The sequence below is a fragment of the Caulobacter sp. GSs2 genome (assembly GCF_058680895.1).
The window spans coordinates 3,216,718-3,239,754 of record NZ_CM178725.1 but is presented as its reverse complement, the minus strand read 5'-3'; the positions used below and the strand labels follow the sequence as shown (position 1 = coordinate 3,239,754).

The 23,037-nt window shown below is 65.9% G+C and carries 21 protein-coding genes, 1 tRNA gene and 1 pseudogene; 9 read left to right on the top strand and 14 right to left on the bottom strand.

The window, feature by feature from the left end:
* Nucleotides 1-10: 10 nt before the first annotated feature.
* Entirely contained in the window at nucleotides 11-922 is a 912-nt protein-coding gene (locus ACW17Z_RS15730; RefSeq protein ID WP_492056678.1) for a ribokinase, read from the top strand.
* Nucleotides 923-1,102: 180 nt separating this feature from the next.
* Here the strand turns inward: ACW17Z_RS15730 and mopJ are convergent, their stop codons facing one another.
* From mopJ to ACW17Z_RS15710, 4 genes are all read right to left on the bottom strand, one after another.
* Nucleotides 1,103-1,600: a motility/cell cycle regulatory protein MopJ gene (mopJ, locus tag ACW17Z_RS15725; RefSeq protein ID WP_419321413.1), complete on the bottom strand. Its 498-nt coding sequence runs from the start codon at nucleotides 1,598-1,600 to the stop codon at nucleotides 1,103-1,105.
* A 195-nt stretch (nucleotides 1,601-1,795) separates the two neighbouring features.
* Nucleotides 1,796-2,215, bottom strand: coding sequence for a Ros/MucR family transcriptional regulator (locus tag ACW17Z_RS15720; RefSeq protein WP_492056677.1), 420 nt, complete (start codon nucleotides 2,213-2,215; stop codon nucleotides 1,796-1,798).
* Between the two features lie 198 nt (nucleotides 2,216-2,413).
* Nucleotides 2,414-3,637 (bottom strand): DUF2336 domain-containing protein, encoded by a 1,224-nt coding sequence (locus ACW17Z_RS15715; RefSeq protein WP_419321412.1) that lies wholly within the window; start codon nucleotides 3,635-3,637, stop codon nucleotides 2,414-2,416.
* 119 nt (nucleotides 3,638-3,756) lie between these two features.
* Nucleotides 3,757-4,641, bottom strand: a complete 885-nt coding sequence (locus tag ACW17Z_RS15710; RefSeq protein WP_419320393.1) for a crotonase/enoyl-CoA hydratase family protein — start codon at nucleotides 4,639-4,641, stop codon at nucleotides 3,757-3,759.
* A 132-nt stretch (nucleotides 4,642-4,773) separates the two neighbouring features.
* On the opposite strand from ACW17Z_RS15710, the gene ACW17Z_RS15705 reads away from it, so the two are divergent.
* Nucleotides 4,774-5,304, top strand: coding sequence for a MarR family winged helix-turn-helix transcriptional regulator (locus ACW17Z_RS15705; RefSeq protein ID WP_492056676.1), 531 nt, complete (start codon nucleotides 4,774-4,776; stop codon nucleotides 5,302-5,304).
* A gap of 8 nt (nucleotides 5,305-5,312) precedes the next feature.
* Nucleotides 5,313-6,203: a CPBP family intramembrane glutamic endopeptidase gene (locus tag ACW17Z_RS15700; RefSeq protein WP_492056675.1), complete on the top strand. Its 891-nt coding sequence runs from the start codon at nucleotides 5,313-5,315 to the stop codon at nucleotides 6,201-6,203.
* A gap of 46 nt (nucleotides 6,204-6,249) precedes the next feature.
* Here the strand turns inward: ACW17Z_RS15700 and ACW17Z_RS15695 are convergent, their stop codons facing one another.
* Nucleotides 6,250-7,584, bottom strand: a complete 1,335-nt coding sequence (locus ACW17Z_RS15695) for a cytochrome P450 (protein WP_492056674.1) — start codon at nucleotides 7,582-7,584, stop codon at nucleotides 6,250-6,252.
* A gap of 237 nt (nucleotides 7,585-7,821) precedes the next feature.
* Between ACW17Z_RS15695 and ACW17Z_RS15690 the strand changes: the two genes are divergently transcribed.
* Entirely contained in the window at nucleotides 7,822-9,489 is a 1,668-nt protein-coding gene (locus ACW17Z_RS15690; protein ID WP_419320385.1) for a GMC family oxidoreductase, read from the top strand.
* A gap of 13 nt (nucleotides 9,490-9,502) precedes the next feature.
* Nucleotides 9,503-11,026, top strand: coding sequence for an acyl-CoA synthetase (locus ACW17Z_RS15685; RefSeq protein ID WP_492056673.1), 1,524 nt, complete (start codon nucleotides 9,503-9,505; stop codon nucleotides 11,024-11,026).
* A gap of 10 nt (nucleotides 11,027-11,036) precedes the next feature.
* On the opposite strand, the gene hfaB (ACW17Z_RS15680) is transcribed toward ACW17Z_RS15685, so the two are convergent.
* The 4 genes from hfaB (ACW17Z_RS15680) to ACW17Z_RS15665 form a co-directional block, all read right to left on the bottom strand.
* On the bottom strand, nucleotides 11,037-12,092 hold the full coding sequence (gene hfaB, locus ACW17Z_RS15680; protein WP_492056672.1) for a holdfast anchoring protein HfaB: 1,056 nt from the start codon (nucleotides 12,090-12,092) through the stop codon (nucleotides 11,037-11,039).
* Nucleotides 12,092-13,015 carry a holdfast anchoring protein HfaB gene (gene hfaB, locus ACW17Z_RS15675; protein WP_492056671.1) on the bottom strand — a complete coding sequence of 308 codons (924 nt, stop codon included), beginning with the start codon at nucleotides 13,013-13,015 and terminating at the stop codon, nucleotides 12,092-12,094. Before hfaB (ACW17Z_RS15675) ends, hfaB (ACW17Z_RS15680) begins: the two co-directional genes overlap by 1 nt.
* A gap of 42 nt (nucleotides 13,016-13,057) precedes the next feature.
* The gene (gene hfaA, locus ACW17Z_RS15670) at nucleotides 13,058-13,495 is read right to left on the bottom strand and encodes a holdfast anchoring protein HfaA (protein ID WP_492056670.1); all 438 of its coding nucleotides are present in this window, start codon (nucleotides 13,493-13,495) and stop codon (nucleotides 13,058-13,060) included.
* Nucleotides 13,496-13,586: 91 nt separating this feature from the next.
* Nucleotides 13,587-14,192, bottom strand: a complete 606-nt coding sequence (locus ACW17Z_RS15665; RefSeq protein ID WP_419320375.1) for a hypothetical protein — start codon at nucleotides 14,190-14,192, stop codon at nucleotides 13,587-13,589.
* Between the two features lie 467 nt (nucleotides 14,193-14,659).
* Between ACW17Z_RS15665 and ACW17Z_RS15660 the strand changes: the two genes are divergently transcribed.
* The gene (locus ACW17Z_RS15660; protein WP_419254495.1) at nucleotides 14,660-15,109 is read left to right on the top strand and encodes a MaoC family dehydratase; all 450 of its coding nucleotides are present in this window, start codon (nucleotides 14,660-14,662) and stop codon (nucleotides 15,107-15,109) included.
* Nucleotides 15,110-15,113: 4 nt separating this feature from the next.
* Here ACW17Z_RS15660 and ACW17Z_RS15655 read toward each other — a convergent pair whose 3' ends face one another.
* The 3 genes and pseudogenes from ACW17Z_RS15655 to ACW17Z_RS15645 form a co-directional block, all read right to left on the bottom strand.
* Nucleotides 15,114-15,899 carry a helix-turn-helix domain-containing protein gene (locus tag ACW17Z_RS15655; protein WP_492056669.1) on the bottom strand — a complete coding sequence of 262 codons (786 nt, stop codon included), beginning with the start codon at nucleotides 15,897-15,899 and terminating at the stop codon, nucleotides 15,114-15,116.
* A gap of 127 nt (nucleotides 15,900-16,026) precedes the next feature.
* Nucleotides 16,027-16,209, bottom strand: a complete 183-nt coding sequence (locus tag ACW17Z_RS15650; protein ID WP_419320371.1) for a CsbD family protein — start codon at nucleotides 16,207-16,209, stop codon at nucleotides 16,027-16,029.
* Between the two features lie 194 nt (nucleotides 16,210-16,403).
* Nucleotides 16,404-17,166, bottom strand: a pseudogene (locus ACW17Z_RS15645) (trypsin-like serine peptidase); the annotation flags it as partial.
* A 102-nt stretch (nucleotides 17,167-17,268) separates the two neighbouring features.
* Here ACW17Z_RS15645 and ACW17Z_RS15640 point away from each other — a divergent pair.
* The 3 genes from ACW17Z_RS15640 to ACW17Z_RS15630 all read left to right on the top strand — a co-directional run bounded on the left by ACW17Z_RS15640 (nucleotide 17,269) and on the right by ACW17Z_RS15630 (nucleotide 22,054).
* Nucleotides 17,269-19,461 carry a S9 family peptidase gene (locus ACW17Z_RS15640; protein WP_492056667.1) on the top strand — a complete coding sequence of 731 codons (2,193 nt, stop codon included), beginning with the start codon at nucleotides 17,269-17,271 and terminating at the stop codon, nucleotides 19,459-19,461.
* A 139-nt stretch (nucleotides 19,462-19,600) separates the two neighbouring features.
* Nucleotides 19,601-20,152, top strand: coding sequence for a GNAT family N-acetyltransferase (locus tag ACW17Z_RS15635; RefSeq protein ID WP_492056666.1), 552 nt, complete (start codon nucleotides 19,601-19,603; stop codon nucleotides 20,150-20,152).
* 108 nt (nucleotides 20,153-20,260) lie between these two features.
* Nucleotides 20,261-22,054, top strand: coding sequence for an ATP-binding protein (locus ACW17Z_RS15630; protein ID WP_492056665.1), 1,794 nt, complete (start codon nucleotides 20,261-20,263; stop codon nucleotides 22,052-22,054).
* 113 nt (nucleotides 22,055-22,167) lie between these two features.
* On the opposite strand, the gene ACW17Z_RS15625 is transcribed toward ACW17Z_RS15630, so the two are convergent.
* Together ACW17Z_RS15625 and ACW17Z_RS15620 are read right to left on the bottom strand one after the other, a co-directional pair.
* Nucleotides 22,168-22,608: a Ros/MucR family transcriptional regulator gene (locus ACW17Z_RS15625; protein ID WP_419320360.1), complete on the bottom strand. Its 441-nt coding sequence runs from the start codon at nucleotides 22,606-22,608 to the stop codon at nucleotides 22,168-22,170.
* Nucleotides 22,609-22,952: 344 nt separating this feature from the next.
* Nucleotides 22,953-23,026, bottom strand: a tRNA-Gln gene (locus tag ACW17Z_RS15620).
* Nucleotides 23,027-23,037 lie beyond the last annotated feature (11 nt).

The window sequence follows — 23,037 nt, the reverse complement described above, 5'->3', positions numbered from 1 at the left end:
GGGTCAGGCTATGAGCGTCTTTGTTCTGGGTTCCATCAATCTGGACGCCGTCGCGCGGGTCGATGACCTGCCGCGTCCGGGCGAGACGGTGGCGGGCCTGTCGCTGGAGCTGTTTCCCGGCGGCAAGGGCGCCAACCAGGCCGTGGCCGCCGCACGCATGAGCGCCCCGACCCGGCTGATGGGCGCGGTGGGCAAGGAAGACGCCGGCCCCGGGCTGAAGACCAAGCTGTCGGAATATGGCGTGCAGGTCGGCGATGTCCTTGAGCTGCCGAGTGTCCCGACGGGTCAGGCCCATGTCTGGGTGGCGACCAGCGGCGAGAACATGATCGTGGTGACCAGCGGCGCCAACGCCGCCATCACCCCGCAGCACGTGGCCGCCACGTCGCTGGACGGCCAGCGGATCCTGCTCAGCCAGCTGGAATCCCCGGCCCAGGCGATCGAGACCCTGTTCCGGGCCGGCGCCGCCAAGGGCGCCCTGCGGATGCTGAACGCTGCCCCCGCCCTGCCCCAGGGCGCGGCGCTGTTTCCGCTGACCGACATCCTGATCCTCAACCAGACCGAACTGGCCACCTACGCCAAGCTCGACCAGGAGCCCGTGCGGCTGGAAGAGGTGTCGCGCGCGTCGCGCAAGCTGATGAGCCGTCCCGACCAGGTGGTGATCGTCACCCTGGGCGCGGCGGGCGTGGCCTGCATCCGCCGCGACGAGGCGTTCCTGATCGAGGGCCGCAAGGTCAAGGCCGTCGACACCACCGGGGCCGGCGACTGCTTCTGCGGCGCCCTGGCGGCCTGCCTGGCGATCAATATGGACCTGCGCGAAGCCGTCGAAATGGCCAACGCCGCCGCCGCCCTGTCGGTGCAGAAATCCGGCGCCGCGCCGTCCATGCCCAGCAAGCGCGAGGTCGAGGCGTTTCTGGAGGGGTGAACTCATCATGTCGACTTCCCCGCCAACCGCGCTTCACGACCTCAAATGCGTCGGAGATTGCGTATCGACGGCGGCGCTGGACTCGGTCTGGGTCTATCCAGTCCTCGGCCTGTTGATCGCCGCGATTTGGCTGGTCGGTCGAATTGTCTGGCGGCGGTCAAAGGCCGTCAAAACGCGCGACTAGGCCGCGCGGATGCCGCTGAAGCCGTGATCCGAGGCCGAGCCGATCACCGCGTCGTAGCCGAGGATCATGTCGACGTCCTTGCCGTTGCTGGCCAGGGGCAGGCGTAGCCACAGGATCGACATGTGCGGCGCGCCGCGCCAGGCCATGCTGTGAACGCCGACGCCCGGACGGCGGCCATCGACCACCTTGTCCAGCTCCTTGCGCCAGTAGTCGCCGGCGGCGGTGTTGTAGACTTCCGACAGACCCTTGCCGGTGATCTCGCGGCCATAGACGCCGTACAGGCCCGTGCCGGCCAGACGCAGGCGATAGTCGCGCGGCTCGTTGATCACGTCGATCAGGCTGACGGTGGGCAGCATGCGCTTGATGCCGAGCGGATTCAGGTCCGCACGCGCCGGGAGGGCCGCCCCCCGTCGGAGTGACGCCCAGTAGGCGAACATCTCCTGGTGAGCGCGGGCCGCAGAGGCCGATGCGCTCAACTGCGCGTTCATCTTCAGATTCCTTAACAAGCCGTTGGAATCACGACGATTCACTATCGCTTAAGGACCGAATCGCGGGCAAGCGAAAACAGCGTCGCCAGCCAAGATTTCGGTAAAGAGTCAATCCGCAAGCGAAACGCCCGCCCTCCGGTTCGGAGCGCGGGCGTCGGGGATTTCCAGCCGCCATGGCGGCAAGCGCTTGATCCGACTCGGCTATTTTCCGCCGCGCGGCGGTTTGCGACCGCCCTGCCCCAGGCCCATGGACTTGGCGAGCTCCGACCGCGCCTTGGCGTAGTTGGGGGCGACCATCGGGTAATCCTTGGGCAGGTTCCACTTGGCCCGGTACTCTTCGGGGCTCATGTCGTACTTGGTGCGCAGGTGGCGCTTGAGCGACTTGAACTTGCGACCATCCTCCAGGCACACGAGGTGGTCGGCCGCGATCGAGCGCTTGACCGAAACTGCGGGCTCCCTGGGCGCGGCGGGCGCGGCCTCGACAGGACCACCGATCGCCGACAGGGCGCTGTGAACCTGCCGGATCAGCGCCGGCACATCGGTCGCCGTCACGGTGTTGTTGCCGACATAGGCCGAGACAATGCCCGCCGTCATGTCGAGGAGGTCCGAATGGTCGTCCATCTGATCTAGCCCGTCGCGATTTTGCTTGTTCTTTGCTGATTCCGAAAATCAGTCATCGCGTGGATACAGACAATATCCGCAGGCGGCAATATCCAGAAATCAACAGTACACGTCAATTCATCTGGCGGGGTGGCGCACTGGGGTTGAGTTCAACATCACCCGGCAACAATTGGACGAATGCGTTCAATGATATTTGAGCTAGCGACCAAAGTCGCGTGATAGCGCTAGCATCGCCGCGCGCTGGGGCACCGAATATTCGTCCACAGCCGCCTCGTCGCCCTCGCGGATCGCCTTCAGCAGGGCCGGGGTCAGGGCCGAGGACAGCGACCAGTTCCAGTAGCGCAGCACGGTCTGGGCGCGATCGACGGCGATCATGTCGAACACCGCCATCACCCGCTCCAGCGCCGGAACCATGGCCCCGGTCGAGTCGACCTCGGGACGGCGCAGGCCCCGCCAAAGGGCCTTGATCGCCGTGCGCGGCAGGCCGGTGGCCTTGCACAGGATCGCCAGGGGCTCGCCGCCCGGATCGGTGAAGATCTTGGCGCCGGTCATCGGCTTGAGGCCCGACAGGTAGGAGATTTCTTCGGCCACGTCGCGGGTCATGCCGTTCTGGGCGGCGGCGATGGCGTCGTCGAGGCTGTCGAACGGGCTCTTGGCGATGGCGGCGCGGTTGCGCTGGCGACGCTCGATGAACTGCAGGGCCTTGCGCGACATCGGGTCCTGCCAGCCCTCCTCGGAGGCCACGGCGAACAGGTCGCCCACCGCGTCCTGCAGGATCTCCCGCGAGACGGCGAAGCGTTGCAGGATCAGCTTGCGGGCGTCGGCGTCCGCCCACCAGAACATCACATAGGCATGGCTGGGGCGAAGCTCGGCCCGGCGCAGCAGCAGCGGCAGCAGGCGCGGATTGTCGCGTGACATGGCCACCACGGTCTCGATCGTGTGATGGCTGAACTTCACCAGTTCATTGCGCAGCAGAACCTCAACGACCGGCGCCTCGCCGGCCTCGACCAGGGCTTCGGCGACCATCTCGCCCACGCCGCGGCGCTGGGCGATCATCCGCCGGTGCTCGGTGGTGGCGTTGCGGGCGCAGTCGATCAGGTCGGCGTCACCCAGGCTTGGCGAGTTTTCCAGCAGCGCGCGCGCCACCGAAATCTCGTCGCGCAGGATCAGGCGGATCAGCGTGCCGGGCATCTCGACCAGATTGGCCAGGCGACGGGCGACTTTCTCGCGCTCCTCGGTGACTGCGTCGCGCAGCATCTCGACCAGCAGGTCGGCGGTCATGGCCCGTTCAAAGGCGTTGACCCGGCTGGCGGGCAGGCAAACCACGTCGGCCAGGCGCTTGAGCAGGGCCGCGCGCGAACGCGCCGGCGGCTTTTGAGCCTCGGCTTGCGGAAACGGGGCGATCGGCGCGGGTTCGCTCATGGTGATCCTGACGGTCAAATCAGCCGTCATCCCGAACTGATCAGAACCTCATTAACGTCCGATGAGCGGGTCGGTTCGGCGTGCGCGACACGATGACGCCGAACCGCGACCAAACTGCGTCAGCTAAACGGGTGCTCGCCCCATTGGGGCCAGATATCGGGCAGATCGGTCGAGACCTTGTCGGGATAGACCGGCGTGCGCTTCTCCAGGAACGAGGTGACCCCTTCCTTGGCGTCGGCGGCCGCGCCGCGCGCCTGGATGGCCCGGCTGTCGGCCTTGTGGGCCTCCATCGGATGATCGGCGCCGGCCATGCGCCACAGCAGCTGGCGGGTCAGGGCGATCGAGACCGGGGCTGAGTTGTCGGCGATCTCGCGGGCCAGGGCCCGGGCGGCGGGCAGCAGGTCTTCGGGCGCGTGCAGCGAGCGGACCAGCCCGCGATCCAGCGCTTCCTGCGCGCCAAACACCCGGCCGGTATAGCACCACTCCAGCGCCGTCTGCATGCCGACCAGGCGCGGCAGGAACCAGGACGAGGCCGCTTCCGGATTGATGCCGCGCCGCGCGAACACGAAGCCGAACTTGGCGTCGGTCGAGGCCAGGCGGATGTCCATCGGCAGCTGCATGGTCACGCCCACGCCCACGGCCGCGCCGTTCACGGCGGCGATGATGGGTTTCAGGCTCTCGTACATGCGCAGGGTGCAGCGGCCGCCGCCGTCGCGATAGATGTCGCCGACCTTGCCCTCTTCCCGCTCCAGCGCCTGGGGCGAGGTGCGATCGAAGGTCGCCCCGCCGCCGCCCAGATCGGCCCCGGCGCAGAACGCCCGGCCCGCGCCGGTGACGATCACCACCTTCACGTCGTCGTCGGCGTCGGTGACGTCGAACACCTCGATCAGGTCCTTCATCATCCGGGCGGTGAAAGCGTTCATCCGCTCGGGCCGGTTCAGGGTGATCGTCGCGATCCCGTCCTCGACGTCATAGAGCAGGGTCTCGAAGGTGGGGGATGGCATGGGTGTTCCTCCTGATTTTAGGCCAGTCAAACATGCGTATGAAATTGGGGCAACGTTCCTTCTCCCCAGACTTGCGCGCGACACGCTTGATCGCGCCTTGACGATATATAACAGCGCTTATACATCATCCGGATGTCATCGCCTTCCCCTACGCTTGGCACCCTGCTGCACCACCTGATCGAACTGTTGGATGGCGATGTGCAGGCGGCCTACACCACCGCCGGCCTGGCCTGGCGACCGCGCTACACGCCCGTTCTGCGAGGCCTGATGAGCCTGGGTCCGGCGTCGATCAAGGCGCTGGCGCTGAAGATCGGCATCAGCCATTCGGCCGTCAGCCAGACGGTCGCACAGATGGTCAAGGACGACCTGGTCGAGCTGAAGCCGGGTGCCGACGCCCGCGAGCGCATCGTCGCCCTGACGCCCAAGGCGCAGGCCATGGTCCCGGCCCTTCAACGCCAGTGGGCCGCGGTCAACGCCGCCGCCGACGCCCTGGACGGCGAGCTTTCGGCCCCGCTGTCCGGCGTCATCCGCGAAGCGATCACCGCCCTGAGCCACCGGCCGTTCGGCCAGCGGATCCTGGCGCAGGCCCAGACGCTTTCCGCGCCGGACCACGCCTCGCCTCTCCGTTCAAGCACGCTTACCCCTGAGCACCCGACATCATGAAGATCGATATGACACGCTGGACCCACCCCCTTGAGCTGGGCGAGCGCCGGTTTCTGCATCCCGGACCGCTGCGCTGGCTCAGGGCCCTCGGCTGGGCCCTGGCGCTGTTCTTCCTGATCGCCCTGGCGTCGCTGTCGACAGGCGAAGCCCTGGGCAAGGCCTTGCCCAAGACGTCCGGCGCGGCGCAACTGGCGGCCAATATCGTGGCGGTGCTGGTGGGGCTGGGGGTCTACGCCCTGGCGGTGCGACTGGCCGAAGGACGCTGGCCGTCCGAGATCGCCTGGCGACCCGCTATTCCGCAACTGGTTGCGGGCCTGCTGATCGGAGTGGCGATGTTCGCCGCCGTGATGGCGATCATGGCGGCGTTCGGCCTCTATGACATCCGGCCCCTCGGCGCCGCGCCGGCCTGGATCGCCATCGGCAAGGCCGTTCAGTCCGGCGTGGTCGAGGAGATCATGATCCGCGCCATCCTGTTGCGCCTGACCTGGAGGGCGTTCGGCCCCTGGGTGGCCTTCGCGATCTCCGCCGCCCTGTTCGGCTTTGGCCACCTGCCCAATCCGAACGCGACCGTGTTCGCGGCCATCGCCATCGCGCTGGAGGCCGGGATCATGCTGGGCGCCTTCTATGCGTTGACGGGGCGGGTCTGGATGTCGATCGGCGTGCACGCGGCCTGGAATTTCACCCAAGGCTATCTGTTCGGCGCCGCTGTGTCCGGCGGCGACTTCGGCCCCGCGATGGCGACAAGCACGGCGCGCCCGGGTTTCCCCGAATGGCTGACCGGGGGCGCCTTCGGCCCCGAGGCCTCGCTGCCGGCCCTGGTGGTCTGCACCGCCATCGGCCTTGGCGTCACCTGGATGGCCTGGCGCGCCGGCCAGTTCGCCAGGCCGCCGGCCGTCTAGCCCTGCCCCCTCCGGATAGCGCGACGCGATCCGGAGGGGTTGGACGCTACCCCCGCTTGACCATCAGCTTGCTGATGGCGTGCACGAAGTTGTTGGGCGCGATCTCCATCTCGCCGGTGGCCTTCAGGTCGGGGAAGCGGGCCAGGATCTGGCGATAGGCTTCCTCCAGCTGGATCTGGGCCACGCGCTTGCCGATGCAGGTGTGGGGGCCATAGCCGAAGGCGATGTGCTTGGCCGCATTGGGGCGGCGCACGTCCAGCTGATCGGGGTTGGGGAACACCTCCGGATCGCGGTTGGCCGCGCCGTAGTACATGATCACCTTCTCGCCTTCGCGGATCATCTGGCCGTTCAGCTCGACATCGGCCGTCGCCGTGCGGCGCATGTAGATCACCGGGCTGACCATGCGGATGAACTCGTCGACCGCGCCGCCCAGCAGGCCGGGATTGTCGATCAGCGCCTGCTTCTGGTCCGGGAACTCGGTCAGCAGCTTCATCGCGCCCGACAGGGTGTTGCGGGTGGTGTCATTGCCCGCGAACACGATCAGCAGCCACGAGCCGTCCAGATATTCATCGGCCAGCAGGGCGCCGTCGACCTGGGCCCGGGCAATGGCGGTCAGCAGGTCTTCCTTGGGATCCTCGCGACGCTTGAGCAGCATCATCCGGCCGTAGTCGAACATCTCCTCGACGTTGGTGTTGAAGTCCATGACGAACTGCATGAGCTCAAGCGTCGGGGTGATCGGGGCTGCGGCCTGCTGCACGGCCAGATCCTGGGCGCGCTCCAGATAGTGCATCCACTTGAGGAACCGGGGGCGATCCTCGGGCGGCACGCCCAGGATCTCGCACAGGGTGAACAGCGGCAGCACGCTGGAGAAATGCTCGACCATGTCGATGGTGGCGCCGCCTTCCAGCAGCGGCTCCATGGCGTCGAGCAGCCGCGTGACCTCACCCTTCACCGCCTCGGTGATCCCGCGCAGATAGGACGGGGTGAAATAGGGCATGTGCTCGCGACGCAGCTGCAGGTGATGCGGCGCGTCCATATTGATCATGGTGTCCATCGACGCCCGGAACAGCAGGGCGTGACGGCGGTCGGGCGGGCCCATGGCCATCAGGATGCCGCCGCGCTGCGACGAATAGGTGGTCGGGTCGCCGTTGACGCTCATCACGTCTTCATGCCGCGTCACCGCCCAGAAGCCCGGCCCGCCATAGGGCTCGGCATGCCACATCACCGGCGCCTCGACCCGCATCCGCGCATAGTCGGCGAAGGGCTGACCCTTGGCGAAGCGGAAGATATCGGCGAGGTCGATATCGGGCAGGGTCGGATAGGTGGTTCCCGCTCCAGGACCGGCCTTGCCGTCCACCACTGTCTGGCTGATCAGATCCACGCATCGTCTCCCGGGAACATCGTTCTATGGGTGGGACGATAGCGCCTAAACACGGCGCGCCAACGGCGCCGCGACGGCAACTGACGCAAGGTGAGGCTTTGCGTTCGGCCCAGACCTGCGCATTGTGAGTGAACGCCGATCATGCGGACACACGCAGACGGCCCCGAGCCTTTCCGCATGGACGGGCTCTAAACATAAAAAATGGAGCGCGCCCAAGCGCGCTCTAGGGAGAGAGCGATGAGCGCGACCATCGAGGCTGACTACATCGTCGTGGGCGCCGGTTCGGCCGGCTGCGTTCTGGCCGCGCGGCTTTCCGAGGATGGTCGCTTCAAGGTGCTGTTGCTGGAAGCCGGCGGCGATGATCGGCCGACCAAGAACCTCTCGCAGTTCGCTTCGAACCTGATGATCCACATCCCGGTCGGCTATGCCCAGACCCTCAAGGACCCCAAGGTCAACTGGCTCTATACCACCGAGCCCGATCCGGGCACCGGCGGACGCGCCCACGTCTGGCCGCGCGGCAAGGTGCTGGGTGGTTCGTCCTCGATCAACGCCATGCTGTATGTGCGCGGCCAGCAGGCCGACTATGACGGCTGGCGGCAGCTGGGCTGCGAAGGCTGGGCCTGGGACGACGTCCTGCCCTGGTTCCGCAAGTCGCAGAATCAGGAGCGCGGGGCCAGCGACCTGCACGCCACCGGCGGCCCGCTGAACGTCTCCGACATGCGCGACGGCAACGTCATTTCAGAAGCCCTGATCGAGGCCTGCGACCAGGCCGGCATCCCCCGCTATGACGACCTGAACGGCAAGGATCAGGAAGGCGCCACCTGGTATCAGGTGACCCAGAAGAACGGCGCGCGCTGCTCGGCCGCTGTCGCCTATCTGCACCCGGCCATGAAGCGGGCGAACCTGCAGGTCGAAACCAACGCCCTGGCCAGCCGCGTGATCTTCGAGGGCAAGCGCGCCGCCGGCGTCGAATTCGTGCAGAACGGCGTCAAGCGCACCGCCAAGGCCCGGGCCGAGGTGATCCTGGCCGGCGGAGCGATCAATTCGCCCCAGCTTCTGGAACTGTCGGGCATCGGCAATGGCGAGCTGCTGCGCCAGCGCGGCATCGCGGTCGTTTGCGACCTTCCCGGCGTCGGCGAGAACCTGCAGGACCATTATCTGACCGGCGTGCGCTACCGCCTGAAGGCCGGCGCGCCGTCGATCAACGCCATGAGCAAGGGCGCCCAACTGGCGGGCCAGGCGCTGAAATATGTGCTGTTCCGCAAGGGCCTGCTGACCCTGTCGGCGGCGCATGTGGCGGCGTTTTGCAAATCCAGACCGGACCTCGCAGGACCAGACATCCAGTTCCACATCCTGCCGGCCACCATGGATCTGGACAAGCTGTTCAACGAGCAGAAGATGGAGCTGGAGGACGCGCCAGGCATGACCATCGCGCCCTGCCAGCTGCGCCCGGAAAGCCGCGGCTCCATCCATATCAAGTCGGCTGATCCGTCGCAGTATCCGGCCATCGTCGCCAACTATCTGGCCGATCCGCTGGACCAGGAGGTCGCGATCGCCGGCCTGAAATGGGCGCGCAAGATCGGCGAGCAGCCGGCCATCGCCAAATATGTCGAGCAGGAGATGAACCCTGGTCCAGGCTTCGAGAGCGACGAGATGCTGCTCGAATATGCCAAGGCCTCGGGCTCGACCCTCTATCACCCGGTCGGCACCTGCGCGATGGGCAGCGGGCCCATGGCCGTGGTCGACGCCCAGTTGCGGGTGCGCGGTGTGGACGGCCTGCGGGTCGTCGACGCCTCGATCATGCCGCGCCTGGTTTCGGGCAACACCAACGCCCCCACCATCATGATCGGCGAGAAGGGCGCGGCCATGATCCTTCAGGCCGCCAAGACCCCCGTCGCGGCTTAGGAAACCTCACCTCATGCACCCCTTTATCCACGCCCAGACACAACCGCAAAAGCCCGCCTACATCATGGCCGGCTCCGGCGAGGTCGTGACCTACGGCCAGCTGGACGCCCGCTCCAACCAGGGGGCGCAGCTGTTGCGCTCGCTGGGCCTGCAGACCGGCGACGTCATCGCCATCCTGATGGAGAACAATGCCCGGTTCTTCGAGATCGCCTGGGCCGCCCAGCGCGCGGGGCTCTATTATGTCTGCGTCTCGACCAAGCTGACGGCGGCCGAAACCCAGTACATCCTGCAGGACTGCGGGGCCAAGGTGTTCATCACCTCGGTGGCGATGGGGTCGCTGATCGACGAAATCCCCGCCCTGGTTCCGGGCCTGAAGCTTTACACGGTGGGCGGCGCCCATGGCGCCTATGCCGACTTCGAGGCGGCCCGCGCCGCCATGCCCGAGACCCCGATCGCCGATGAGAGCGCCGGCTCGGACATGCTGTATTCGTCGGGCACCACCGGCCGACCCAAGGGCGTCAAGCCGGCCCTGAACGGCGGCCCGATCGAACAGCCCAACGCCCTGCAGATGATGGCCCAGGGCCTGTTCGGCTTCTCCGGCGACAGCGTCTATCTGTCCCCCGCCCCGCTCTATCACGCCGCCCCGCTGCGCTGGTGCATGAGCGTCCACAAGCTGGGCGGCACGGTGATCGTGATGGAGAAGTTCGATCCCGAGGCCGCCCTGGCCCTGATCGAAAAGTACAAGGTCACCTGCGGCCAGTTCGTGCCGACCCACTTCGTGCGGATGCTGAAACTGCCCGAAGAGACCCGCGCCAAGTACGACGTCTCGTCGATGCAATCGGCCGTCCACGCCGCCGCCCCCTGCCCGGTTCCGGTCAAGGAGCAGATGATCGCCTGGTGGGGCCCGGTGATCTTCGAATACTACGCCGGCACCGAGGGTAACGGCTTCTGCTGGATCAATTCGCAGAACTGGCTGACCCACAAGGGCAGCGTCGGCCAGGCCGTGCTGGGCGAACTGCGCATCTGCGACGAGGACGGCAATCCGGTTCCGCCCCGCACCGAGGGCGCGGTCTATTTCGCCAACGGCCCGGCGGTGAACTATCACAACGCCCCGGACAAGACCGCCGAGAGCTACAACCAGCACGGCTGGACCACCCTGGGCGACGTGGGCTGGGTCGACGAGGAGGGCTATCTCTACCTGACCGACCGCAAGAGCTTCATGATCATCAGCGGCGGGGTAAACATCTATCCGCAGGAGATCGAGAACCTGCTGATCACCCACCCGATGGTGGCCGACGCCGCCGTGGTCGGGGCGCCGTGCGAGGAGATGGGCGAAAAGGTCGTGGCGGTGATCCAGCCCCTGGCCTGGGCCGAGGATCACTCTGATCTCGCCGACGAGCTGATGGCCTTCGTGCGCGCCAATCTCAGCCACGTAAAATCGCCGCGCCGCATCGACTTCATGCAGGAGCTGCCCCGCCATGCGACGGGCAAGCTCTACAAGCGGCTGATCCGGGATGCCTACTGGGCCAAGACCTAGAGCCTAGGGCCTAGGGCCGGTTCGGAGCCGCGCCCCGGTCCGGGGCCAGCCAGCGCGAGCGATCCAGGTACGGGCCGTTATAGCCTGGCGCGGCGACCGCCGGGGCGGCGGGTTTGGGCGCCTGGACGGCTGGCGGCGGGGCCTGGACGCTCTGGACGGGGCGCGCCTGGCGAGGCCGGGCGCCGTCGCCCTGCTCGTTGAGGCATTGGGTCGGCTTGACCTGCAGCAGCGTGCTGGCGAAGTCATAGATGCTGCGCTCGACCAGGGTGCGGGCCGCCAGCTGCATGGGCTCCAGCTCGCTCTTGCCGCCGGAAATGTCGATGACATTGCCGTTCAGAAAGTCGAACACGCCCGGTTTGATCTCCCGGCCGATGATCTGCTTCTGGTAGGAGGTGATGTCGATGATCTCCTGCGAGCGGGAGTCGACCATGCGCATGTCGATGGCGATATTGATCACATAGGTGCTGCCGGTCAGCGACCCTTTCAGCCCGCCCGTCCCCACATCACCGCCACGCGCATCCACGCCTGACGAGCGGATATTGTAGTTCAGCTCCGTAAGCCCGCCGACAATGTAGAAGTCAGAGCCGGCGATCTGTCCGGCATAGATCGGGCGATAGTTTTCGGGGTCGGAGCCCGCCTTTTCCGGAGAGTCCGACAGGGTGTGGTTCTGGGCATAGGCCAGTTCGGTATCGGAAATGCCCCGATCGCCCCGCTCCACCAGCCGCAGGCCGGCCTTGCCCAAGGCGCTGATCGCGAACAGCGACGCACCCTGGCTGACCTTGGCCCCGGTCGTGATGTCGCGCTTGCCGGTCAGATCGGCAATGGCGCCGACCGCCACCCGGGGCGCCGCTCGCCCGCTGGCGGCGGCATTGGACGCCAGACAGGCCAGGGCCGACGAATACTGCGTCGGATTGGTGGTCGCCGGGGCGTCGCCGATGGGCTGGGCATAGAGACCCGTGACCTTGTCGGCGGTGGTCGAGGCGCAGCCGGCCAGCATCAGCGCGACCAGGGTCGCGGCGATCCGTGCACTGTGACGGCCGGCAGTCAGGCCCGGGTCTTGAGACATCACCAGGTCCTCGGTTGGGCTTGAACGGTCCGCGAGGCCGCATAGGCCGGGAGCGCGGGCCCCTGCGGTTCAGTTACCGGATCAAGGCAAAGATTCTTCGCCTCCCCGCCACGGAAGCCGGCGATCATCTCGAACACGCCGCGCTCGACCAGGGTGCGAACGGCGGCCTGCATCGGCTCCATGCCGCTGCGGCCATAGGAGGCTGCTGCGCCGAGCTTGTCATTTCCAGCGGTCAGGCCAAGGTCAAGGCTGCGGCCGACCAGCTGCTTCTGGTACGAGACCATGTCGACCACCTCCTGGGAGCGTGAATTCACCAGCCGAAGATCGATGGCGATGTTGAGCACATAGGTCTGGCCCGCCGCGCCGGCCCGCACGCCATTCAAACCCCGGTCGCCGATCTGGGCGTCAGCGCCGGTCGAGCGGATATTGTAGTTCAGCTCCGTAATGCCGCCGACGATATAGTAGGACGAGCCGGCGATCTGACCGGCCAGGATGCGGCGGAAGTTGTCACCGCTGCTGCCGGCCAGTTCGGGTGTGTCGGACAGCAGGCGCTGGCGGGCATAGTTGAGCTCGATCTCGGCCACGGAATTGTCCAGCCGCTCGACCACCGGAAAGCCCGCCTTGCCGAGCGCCGTGATCGCAAACAGCGAGGCCCCCTGGCTGATCTTGGCGCCGGTCTCGAAGTCGGACTTGCCGGTCATGTCGGAGATCCGTCCGACCGAGATGCGCGGCATCGGCCGGCTCAGCGGCTGGCGCGCCAGGCAGATCAGGGCCGGCGTATAGGGCGTCGGGTTGCGGGTGGCCGGCGCATCGCCGATCGGCCGCGCATAGTCGCCGCCCGCCTCGGCAGCCAGGCTCGGCGGCGCAACGGCGAGGATCGCCGCCGCAAGGCCTGCGGCCCCCGGGGCGCGAGCGATCAACATGGTGCTGGTTTCCTTATGAGACCGAGAGCGTTGGTCAGGGCGCTACTGGTTGGATTCGGTCGATTTGGCGGCCGAGCCATTGAGAACAGCCGTGGCCGAAACCGATCCGGTATTGGTCTGAACACTGTTGAGCACGACCGTATTGTTGGATCCCTCGACCGTGACATTGACCAAATTGCCGATCGCGGTGGCGCTGTTGCTGGCGCCGCTCTCGAAAAAGGCCGCGCCATAGACGGCGGTGTTGGTGTTGGTGGTGATCTTGCTTCCGCCGACGCCGCTCTGGATCACACCATCCTTGATGATGCGGTTGCCCTGGCTGTCGCGGGTGGACGGATTGAAGCGCTCGGTCTCCATGGCCCGGGCATTGCCGTAGCCGGCTTCGAGGCTGCCGATTCCGTCGCGACCCAGGGTCTGCGCTCCGCCCTGAACAGGCAGGGCCAGCAGAGCGACGGTCAGGGCCGGCGTGAACATCTTGAGCATGGGACAGGTCCTGAAAGAGGATGGAAAAGGCGCGACTGAAGGCGGGAGTAAAGGACGCTCGCGAGCGCTCAACGAGCGTCCTTGTGCCGACTTAGAAACCCTTGACGGACAGGGTGTTGCCGATGGCGGCAGCCGTCGCCGAGACCGAGTCGCTGACATTGCGAATGGTCGTGTTGGCGGTGGCGTTGACGGCGGCGTAGTTGATCTGGGTCGAGTTGACCTGGCCCAGATCGGCTTCGATGGTGGCCGTGTTGCTGATTGCTGCAGCGGTCGCGTTCACTTCGCCGCTGATATCGGTCAGGGTGGCGTTGAGGACGGCGGTCGGATCATAGTTGGCGTACTGAACATTGTTCACGACGTTGACATAGTCGGCCTTGATCGAAGCTGTATTGGCGATCGCGGCCGAAGTCGCGTCGACGCTCTTGCCAACATCGCGGACGGTCGCGTTCAGTTCAGATGAAACATCGCCGAAGAAACGCTGCGTATTGTTGATGGTGTTGGCCGTGGCGCCTTCCAGCGTGACGCTGTTGCCGATACCAGCCGCAGTCAGGGCAACCTTGTCTTGAACATCGCTGACCGTCGCATTGAGCTTGGCGCGAATATTCGAGCTGTTGGTTTGGTTGGTATTGATGGTCTGAGCTTGGGCAGTACCAGCAACCGTCAGCGCGGCGATGGTGAGCAGGATGGTGCGGTTCATCTGTTTTCTCCACTAAGCCGATCATTCGGCGAATGGTACTTCGCAAGGCGCGTGCCACGCCTGGAGAAATTCGACCCGCCGGCCCGCAGCCAATCAGTCACCCGCCAATCAAGCTCATATGTTAATTTCCGATAACCTCGATTCATCAAGCAAATCAGTCCCCGCCTCTTTTGGCTCCGCTTCTTAGCTGGCAACTGTAGCCAAACGTTAATTTCCCATTATTGTTGTATTACTTGTTTTGGGTAGTTTTCGGCGGCGGCTCTGGAAAATAGTCCGACCAAAACTGCAACAGATCCCAGTTTTGGGACGGACCGGCTGTGTCCATTTGACACAGTGACCGGCGCATGGGTGGCGCAGGCCAGGATCGGCCGGATGCAGCACAAAGCTTGGGCTCGACCTTGCCCCAACCGCCCGGCCATGGGATCAATCAAACAACTGTTTGCACAAGACGTGTTTGGGAGAACGCCATGAAACAAGTCGCCTATGCGGATATCGCCAGCCTGGTTGGTCAGGAAATCGGTGTTTCGGACTGGGTCGAGATCAGCCAGGAGCGGGTCAACCAGTTCGCCGAGGCCACCGGTGATCACCAGTGGATCCATGTCGATGTCGAACGCGCCACCCGGGAAATCGGCGGCCCGATCGCCCACGGCTATCTGACCCTGTCGCTGATCCCGATGCTGGGCGCCGGCATCCTGCACGTCACCGGCGTGACGCGCGGCATCAACTACGGCTGCGACAAGGTCCGCTTCACCGGCATGGTCCGGGTCGGCAAGCGCGTGCGCATGCGCCAGAAGCTGCTCAGCGCCGAGCCCAAATCGGGCGGCCTGCAGATGAAGAACGAGTGCACCATCGAGATCGAAGGTGAAGAGCGCCCCGCCTGCGTGGCCGAGACCATCTCGATCATCTACGGCGCCTAAGCCCTCAGCCTCCCGCCACGGCCCCCAGAGCGGCGGCCGTGGCGGGATCGGCCGGCAGGAATGTCTCGATCGTCAGTTCAGATACGGTCACGTCCAGCGCGCCGCTAAAGGTCATTGTGGTCGTCAGGAACGACAGTTCGCCCAAGGGCGTGTTCAGCCGCAGCGGCACGGCGATCATCCCCTCGCCGCCGCGGGGATGGGCCTCGCCACCAGGATAGGCCGACAACTCGCGGATCAGGTCGGCCAGACCCGCATCACCATTCTCGGCCAGCTCCCGACGCAGGCGCGACAGGATGTGGCCGCGCAGCTCGGCCAGATTGACAATGCGGGGAGCCACGCCGTCGGGGTGCAGGCTCAGGCGCAGCATGTTGACCGGCCCCTCCAGAAGTTTCGGGTCGACACCCTCCAGCAGAAGGCCCGCCGACGCATTGCTGGCCAGCAGGGTCCATCGCCGGTCGATGGCCAGGGCCGGAAACGGCATGTGAGCCGCCAGCAGCGTCTCGACAGCGACCTTGGCGGCCTCCAGCCCCGGATCGTCCAGCGACCGTTCGGGGAACACCGGCGCAAAGCCGGCGGCCAGCAGCAGGACGTTGCGTTCGCGCAGCGGCACGCCCAGCCCCTCAGCCAGACGCAGCACCATGTCGCGACTGGGGGCGGCGCGGCCGGTTTCCAGGAACGACAGGTGCCGGGTCGAGATTTCGGCCTCGCAGGCCAGGTCCAGCTGGCTGAGCCGGCGCCGTTGACGCCAGTCGCGCAGCCGCTCGCCGATGGTAAGGACGGTGGTGGTCATCAGCGCAGGCTAGGTCGAGCCTGGCCGACGCGCCATTACCTCCGGCGTAATCAACCCCACACCGCAAACGAAAAACGGCCCCAGGATAGCGCCCGGGGCCGTTCGTCAGTCTGGTCGGAACCAGGCCTTACTTCTTGATGGCGTCGCCGATGGCGTCCTGCGCCTGGCCGACCTTGTTCTGGATGTCGCCCTTGGCCTTCTGGGCCAGGCCTTCGGCTTCGAGGCGTTCATTGCCTGTCGCCTTGCCGATCGCTTCCTTGGCGGCGCCGACGCCCTTGTCGATAGCGCCTTCAACACGATTGGTGCTCATGGCTGTGCTCCTGTTGGGGTGATTGTCCCCACAAGAACGGCTCCGCTGATGCGAAGGTTCCCAGCCTTTCTAGCGTCCCACGCCCATGGCGCTGGCCGAGACCGCAGCCGAGGCGGCCGTCGCGCCCTCGACCATCGGTTCGATCCGGGTGGACGGCGCGGCTGCCGTCAGGGGCGACGGCTTGCCCAGGAGGCTGATGGTCTCGCGGATGTATTTGGCGTGGGTGACGATGCCGATCTCCAGCCGCTCGCCCGACAACTCGACCTGCTGGGTCAGGATGCCGGCGATGAACTGCACTTCCTGCGCCTCCGTCGCACCCGGGCGGCGGCGCGCGCCCTGCGCCATAAACACCGGTCCGCCCGAATTGCCGGGGAAGACCGCGAAATCCATCAGAAAGGTCGGAAAGGCCGTCGCCGGGGCCAGCGGATAGGAGGCCACGCGGCCCGACCGCAGAATGGGGAAGCCGGCCGGATTGGCCGACAGGCCGCGCGGGAAACCCAGGGCCATCATCTCGTCGCCGGGACCCAGCTTGTAGTGGCTGAAGGTGTCGTCCTTGGCCAGCCAGGCCAGCGGGATCGCCGCCTTGGCGAATTCCGGCGGCGCCTCGACCACGAGGGCGGCGACATCGCGGCCCGCGTGCTTGACCCACAGCGGATGGTCGCCGTCGCGAATCTTCAGGGTCTGGGGATCATAGCGCCAGACGCCGTCACCGCCCTGGGTGCGGTAGCCGATCTTGGCCGAGAACGACGGCATGCGGTCGAAGACGTGAGCGGCGGTGATCAGGATGGTGCGGGGTTTGCCGTCGGGGTCGGTGTCGGCGATCAGGAAGCCGGTGCCCACCGTTCGCGACCCGTCCTTGAGCGGCTGCTCAAGCTGAACCGTCGCCTGGATCAGATCGACGGACAGGTCGTAAACCATCGTCGCCCCTACTCTTTTACTTACCCCGCGGGGCGCACGTCGGCGCGCTTCGCCAGATAAGTTTGACCAGACCCGGCAGGGCCCGCAAGCTGGCTATCTGACGCAGAGATCGTTTACGAGTTGGTGGGGGAAACAAGCATCATGAACCGACGTCAGATGATGACGAGCGCGGCCGCCGTGCTTACGTCCAGTCCAGTTTTCATTCCCGGGATCTCCATGTCCGCATCCAAAGCCGCTCGCCCCGTCCCGCCCGTCGCCAAGAAGGAGCCCAAGCGCATCGAGCAGCTGGGCCGGGTGCGGACCGACGACTATGCGTGGATGAAGGACGACAACTGGCAGAAGGTCCTGCGCGACCCGTCGCTGATCAAGGCCGACGTCAAGGAACACCTGACCGCCGAGAACGCCTACACCAAGGCCATGCTGGCCTCGACCGAGGCGCTGCAGACGGCGATGTTCGAGGAGATGAAGGGCCGCATCAAGCAGGACGACGCCTCCGTCCCCGCCCCCGACGGTCTGTGGGAATACTACACCCGCTTCGAGACCGGAGCGCAGCACCCGATCCATGCCCGCAAGCCCAGGGGCGGCGGGCCCGAACAGATCCTGCTGGACGAAGAGGCCGAGTCCAAGGGCAAGGCCTTCTACCAGGTCGGCGCCGCCAGCCATTCGCCGGACCACAGGCTCTATGCCTTTGCCATCGATGAGCAGGGCTCGGAAGTCTACCGCGTCCACGTCAAGGATCTGGCGACCGGCGCGGTGCTGGAAAGCCCGGTCGAAAGCACCACCGGCGACTTCTGCTTCTCGCCCGACAGCCAGTGGCTGTTCTGGACGTTCCGGGACGACAATGGCCGCCCCGCCCGCATTCATCGCCGCCCGGCCCGCGGCGGCGCCAAGGACGATGTGCTGATCTATGACGAGCCCGACGAAGGCTTCTTCATCGGCGTCGGCACGGTGTCGTCCGAGAAGTTCATCGTCATCAGCTGCGGCAACCAGGAGACCAGCGAAAATCTGCTGATCCCGGCCAGCGACCCGACCGCCAAGCCGGTGGTCGTCCAGCCGCGCCAGGTCGGTCTGCGCTACGAGCTGGACCACTGGAACGACCACTTCGTGATCCGCACCAACGCCGACGGCGCCGTCGACTGGAAGCTGGTGACCGCGCCCGAGGCCACGCCCGGCAAGGCCCACTGGAAGGACTGGGTGGCCCACACGCCCGGCCGGCTGATCGTCGGCATGATCGCCTTCCAGAACCACTTCGCGCGGCTGGAAAAGGTGGACGCCGTCAACCGCATCGTCATCACGGCGCGCCCTGACAAAGATGGGGCCGGCGAAGAGCACGTCGTCGACTTCGACGAGGCCGCCTATGCCCTCAGCCTCGAGGGCGGCTACGAGTACGACACCGCCACCGTGCGCTTCGTCTACAACTCGATGACCACGCCCCGGCAGTGGTTCGACTATGACATGGCGACGCGCGAGCGGACCCTGCGCAAGACCCAGGAAATCCCCTCCGGCCACGATCCCAGCCAGTACGAGACCCGCCGCCTCAACGCCAAGGCCAGCGACGGCACAGAGGTGCCGGTCTTCATCCTGATGAAGAAGGGCACAAAACTGGACGGCTCGGCCCCGCTGCTCCTCTACGGCTATGGCAGCTACGGCGTCTCGATGGAGGCCAGCTTCTCGATCCGCAATTTCAGCCTGGTCGACCGCGGCTGGATCTGGGCCACGGCCTGCCCGCGCGGCGGCTCGGAAAAGGGCTGGAGCTGGTTCCTGGACGGCAAGAAGGACAAGAAGAAGAACACCTTCACCGACTTCATCGCCTGCGCCGAGCACCTGCATGGGGCCGGCTATGGCAAGCCCGCCAACACGGTGGCCTATGGCGGCTCGGCGGGCGGCCTGCTGATGGGGGCGATCACCAACATGCGGCCCGACCTGTTCGCCGGGATCATCGCGGCTGTGCCGTTCGTCGACGTGGTCAACACCATGAGCGACGTCACCCTGCCGCTGACCCCGCCCGAATGGCCCGAATGGGGCAATCCGCTGGAGGACGCGGCGGCCTATGACTACATCGCCAGCTACAGCCCCTATGACAATGTCGAGGCCAAACCCTATCCGGCGGTGCTGGCCACCGGCGGTCTGTCCGACCCGCGCGTCACCTACTGGGAGCCCGAAAAGTGGGTGGCCAAACTGCGGCCGGCCAGCACCAGCGGCAGGCCCGTCCTGCTGAAGATCAATATGGACGCCGGCCACGGCGGGGCCTCGGGCCGGTTCGACTTCCTCAAGGAGATCGCCCTGGACTACGCCTTCGCGGTCTGGGCGGTGGACAAGGGTTGGGAGGCTTAAGGGTGCCTGGCTTCAAGGTCCTCCCCCTGAAGGGGGAGGTGTCGGCGAAGCCGACGGTGGGGGAAGTCAGCCAACGGCGGGGATCACGTCCCCCTCCGGCCCTGCGGGCCGCCTCCCCCATCGGGGGGAGGACTTTCCAATGACCCTCACCGTCCGCCCCTCGACCGACGCCGACCTGGCGGCCATCACGGCGATCTATGGCTGGAACGTCCGCAACGGCCTGGGCACCTTCGAGGAAGACCCACCCGCGCAGGACGAGATGGCCCGTCGCCGCGCCACGTTCCTCGATCGTGGCCTGCCCTATCTGGTCGCCGAACGGGATGGCGTCGTGCTGGGCTATGCCTATGCCGGCCCGTTTCGTTTGCGCGCCGCCTATCGCTACACGGTCGAGGACAGCGTCTATATTTCGCCGGACGCCGTGGGACAGGGCGTGGGCCGCGCCCTGCTGGCCGCCCTGATCGAGGCCTGCGAAGCGCTGGGGTTGCGTCAGATGGTCGCGGTGATCGGCGATAGCGGCAACAGCGCCTCCATCGGCCTGCACGCGGCGATGGGCTTCGAAAAACAGGGGGTTTTCCCCGCCATGGGCTTCAAATTTGGCCGATGGGTCGATCTGGTGTGGATGCAGCGCCCTCTGAATGGCGGAGGAACGCGAAATCCAGATGCGCCGGGATTGGCGCTGAGCGGTGTCTAGAGCCTGAATTGACAGGTGTCAGTCATGACCCTGGGCCAAGATTTAACTCTTCCTCGGCTACGGAAACTGAAGTGGTGGGACACATGAAGTCGTAGACAGGGTTTGGCTTTGCCGATCACCTCAACATCGAGGCCCGCCGAGGCCGCCCTGATACAGGCCTATGTACCGATCGCGCGCGGCTATCTGATTGCGGCGGCCGTTTACTACTGCCTGATCAGCCTCTCGCATCCCTTCTATGAAACCCCTTCGAACCTGCTGATCCTGGGCAGCCTGTCGGTGACGGCGGCGGCCTATGCGTTTGTCGCCTGGCGGGCTCTGGGGCGCGGACACTGGACCGGCTGGCGGCTGGAGGCCCTGATCCTGGTGATGAATGGCCTGTTCCTGGCCAATGTCATCGCCCACCACACGCTGCACCTGGAACCCCAGAAACTGGTCTATTTCGTGCTGATGGCGCTGGTGTTTGCGGCCTCGGCCCCGACCCGCCGGGTGGCGCTGATCAGTGTCGCCCTGGCGATGACGGGACTGTTCCTGATGGCCCGCAAGGCCCCCGGCGACATGATTGCCCAGTACATGTTCATGGGCATGGCCGGCGCGTTCGCCGCCCTTGGCATGTCCACCATGGTGCGTGGCGCGGTCAGTCGGGAAGTTCACGCCCGGCTCGCCAGCGACGCCCTGAACGCCGACCTCCAGCGGGAGCTGAAGGAGAACCGGCGGCTGCAGGCCCGGGCCGAGGCCCTGGCGATCGCGGCCCAGACCGCCAACCGCGCCAAAACCGACTTCCTGGCCACCATGAGCCACGAGATCCGCACGCCCCTGAACGGTGTCCTGGGCATGGCCCAGATCATGGAGACCGGCGCGCTTGATCCAGAGCAGCGACATCGCCTGGGCATGATCACCACGTCCGGCCAGTCGCTGCTGGGGGTGATCAACGCCATTCTCGACATTTCCAGGATCGAGGCGGGCCGGATGGAGATCATCCCCGCACCCTTCGAACTGGATTTCATGCTGGACGCCCTGAGACAACTCTATGGCGGCCTGGCGCGGGAAAAGGGCCTGGCCTTCTCGCTGGACATCGCGCCGACGGCGACAGGCTGGCGCCTGGGCGACGCCGAGCGCCTGCGTCAGGTGCTGAGCAACCTGATCTCCAACGCCATAAAGTTCACCGATCGCGGCCATGTGCGGGTGACCGTCGAAGGCGACGCCCACATGGTGACCTTCTGTATCGAAGACACGGGTGTCGGAATCCCCGAAAGCCATCGCGGCCTGGTCTTTGGCAAGTTCGCTCAGCTGGACAGCTCCAGCACCCGCCGCGCCGGCGGCGCGGGTCTGGGCCTGGCGATCTGCAAGGAGCTGGTGGGGCTGATGGGCGGCCGAATCGACTTTGCCTCCCTGCCCGGCGGCGGCACGCGCTTCCGGTTTTCGACGCCCATGCCCGAGGTCCAGGCGGCCACCAGCGCGCCCGCGAACCTTCCCGCAGCCGCCTATGACGATGATACCCCTCCCCGGATCCTGGTGGTCGACGACAACGACACCAACCGCACCGTCCTGCTGACCCTGCTGGGCCATCTGGGCGTCCATGGTGAGGTCGCCGGCGATGGTCGCGAAGCGGTGGCCATGTGGGAGCTTGAGCCCTGGGACGCCATCCTGATGGACATCCACATGCCGGGCATGGACGGCATCGAGGCCAGCCGGACGATCCGCGAGCGCGAGCGCCTAACGGGCCGCCCCCGCACGCCGATCTTCGCCGTGACGGCCAGTGTGCTGACCCATGAGCAAACACTCTATGCCGATGCGGGCATGGACGGCCTGATCCCCAAGCCGATCGAAGTGGCGAAACTTGTCGAGACCGTGACGCGGATCTTCACGCCGCCCGCGCCGGAAGAAGACCGGGCCTCGGCCTAGAGGCGCTCCAGCCGAGCTGTGCGGGCGTCTTCGGCGCTCAGGCGGCCAGGCGACGCGGAATCAAAAAGGGGCCGGCCTTTCGGCCAGCCCCTCTTCAGTCAATGTCGAAAGCCTTACGCCTTGCGGGCGCGCGGCGCCTTGGCCGGGCTCTTGGCCTTGCGGCCGCCTTGACCCAGGCCCAGGGCCTTGGCCATGGCCGAACGGGCTTCGCTATAGGCGGGCGCAGTCGTAGGATAGTCGTTGGGCAGACCCCACTTGGCCTTGTATTCGGCAACGGTCATGCCGTGCGTGGTCAGGTGGCGCTTCAGCGTCTTGTAGGGCTTGCCGTCTTCAAAGCTGATCAGAGCGTCCGGCGTGATGCTCTTGCGAATCTGCGCCGAAGTAGCCTTCGTAACCGCCTCGACAACCGGAGCTTCCGGCGAGCCAATACCTGCAAGGGCGTCATGCGTGGCGCGAATCAGCGCCGGAAGATCGGATACCGGTGTGATGTTATTCGCGACATAGTTGGCCACGATTTCCGCAGTCAGCTCGATGAGCGAGGCTTTGTCTTCCACGATGACGTCTCCAATCATGCTTTGATTTGGAAATACACCCCCTACGTTGGAATACAAGTAGTGATTGGATCACACCGGCATCGAGATCGCTTGTTCAAACGGCCTTTTCTGTCGCCGGCTGCGAAATAGAGATCGATGGTCGGGAAATCGCGGTCACGACCGTCCCCCACAACGTTGCGGCTGGTTAAAATGCAACAGAGTTCGCGCCCAGCGTTTGGCTAGACCAGCAACTCAACTTTCGACACCGATAATCGATACATGCGCGCGCTGCGGGCAAGTCTGTTCGCCGCTCTCAGCGGCGCAAGGCGGCGGGGGCCGCGATGCGTTTAAAGTCATGGGAGACGTGGCTGGGGAACTAGGACTCGAACCTAGAACGACGGTACCAAAAACCGCTGTGTTACCATTACACCATTCCCCAGCAGGAACGGC

What these genes read in the sequence shown, in the direction of transcription:
- ACW17Z_RS15730 (WP_492056678.1), top strand. Translation starts at nt 11, where the DNA reads ATGAGCGTCTTTGTTCTGGGTTCCATCAATCTGGACGCCGTCGCGCGG.
- ACW17Z_RS15720 (WP_492056677.1), bottom strand. Translation starts at nt 2,215, where the DNA reads ATGGACGACCATTCGGACCTCCTCGACATGACGGCGGGCATTGTCTCG.
- ACW17Z_RS15715 (WP_419321412.1), bottom strand. Translation starts at nt 3,637, where the DNA reads ATGAGCGAACCCGCGCCGATCGCCCCGTTTCCGCAAGCCGAGGCTCAA.
- ACW17Z_RS15710 (WP_419320393.1), bottom strand. Translation starts at nt 4,641, where the DNA reads ATGCCATCCCCCACCTTCGAGACCCTGCTCTATGACGTCGAGGACGGG.
- ACW17Z_RS15705 (WP_492056676.1), top strand. Translation starts at nt 4,774, where the DNA reads ATGTCATCGCCTTCCCCTACGCTTGGCACCCTGCTGCACCACCTGATC.
- ACW17Z_RS15700 (WP_492056675.1), top strand. Translation starts at nt 5,313, where the DNA reads ATGACACGCTGGACCCACCCCCTTGAGCTGGGCGAGCGCCGGTTTCTG.
- ACW17Z_RS15690 (WP_419320385.1), top strand. Translation starts at nt 7,822, where the DNA reads ATGAGCGCGACCATCGAGGCTGACTACATCGTCGTGGGCGCCGGTTCG.
- ACW17Z_RS15685 (WP_492056673.1), top strand. Translation starts at nt 9,503, where the DNA reads ATGCACCCCTTTATCCACGCCCAGACACAACCGCAAAAGCCCGCCTAC.
- hfaB (WP_492056672.1), bottom strand. Translation starts at nt 12,092, where the DNA reads ATGTCTCAAGACCCGGGCCTGACTGCCGGCCGTCACAGTGCACGGATC.
- hfaB (WP_492056671.1), bottom strand. Translation starts at nt 13,015, where the DNA reads ATGTTGATCGCTCGCGCCCCGGGGGCCGCAGGCCTTGCGGCGGCGATC.
- hfaA (WP_492056670.1), bottom strand. Translation starts at nt 13,495, where the DNA reads ATGCTCAAGATGTTCACGCCGGCCCTGACCGTCGCTCTGCTGGCCCTG.
- ACW17Z_RS15665 (WP_419320375.1), bottom strand. Translation starts at nt 14,192, where the DNA reads ATGAACCGCACCATCCTGCTCACCATCGCCGCGCTGACGGTTGCTGGT.
- ACW17Z_RS15660 (WP_419254495.1), top strand. Translation starts at nt 14,660, where the DNA reads ATGAAACAAGTCGCCTATGCGGATATCGCCAGCCTGGTTGGTCAGGAA.
- ACW17Z_RS15655 (WP_492056669.1), bottom strand. Translation starts at nt 15,899, where the DNA reads ATGACCACCACCGTCCTTACCATCGGCGAGCGGCTGCGCGACTGGCGT.
- ACW17Z_RS15650 (WP_419320371.1), bottom strand. Translation starts at nt 16,209, where the DNA reads ATGAGCACCAATCGTGTTGAAGGCGCTATCGACAAGGGCGTCGGCGCC.
- ACW17Z_RS15640 (WP_492056667.1), top strand. Translation starts at nt 17,269, where the DNA reads ATGAACCGACGTCAGATGATGACGAGCGCGGCCGCCGTGCTTACGTCC.
- ACW17Z_RS15635 (WP_492056666.1), top strand. Translation starts at nt 19,601, where the DNA reads ATGACCCTCACCGTCCGCCCCTCGACCGACGCCGACCTGGCGGCCATC.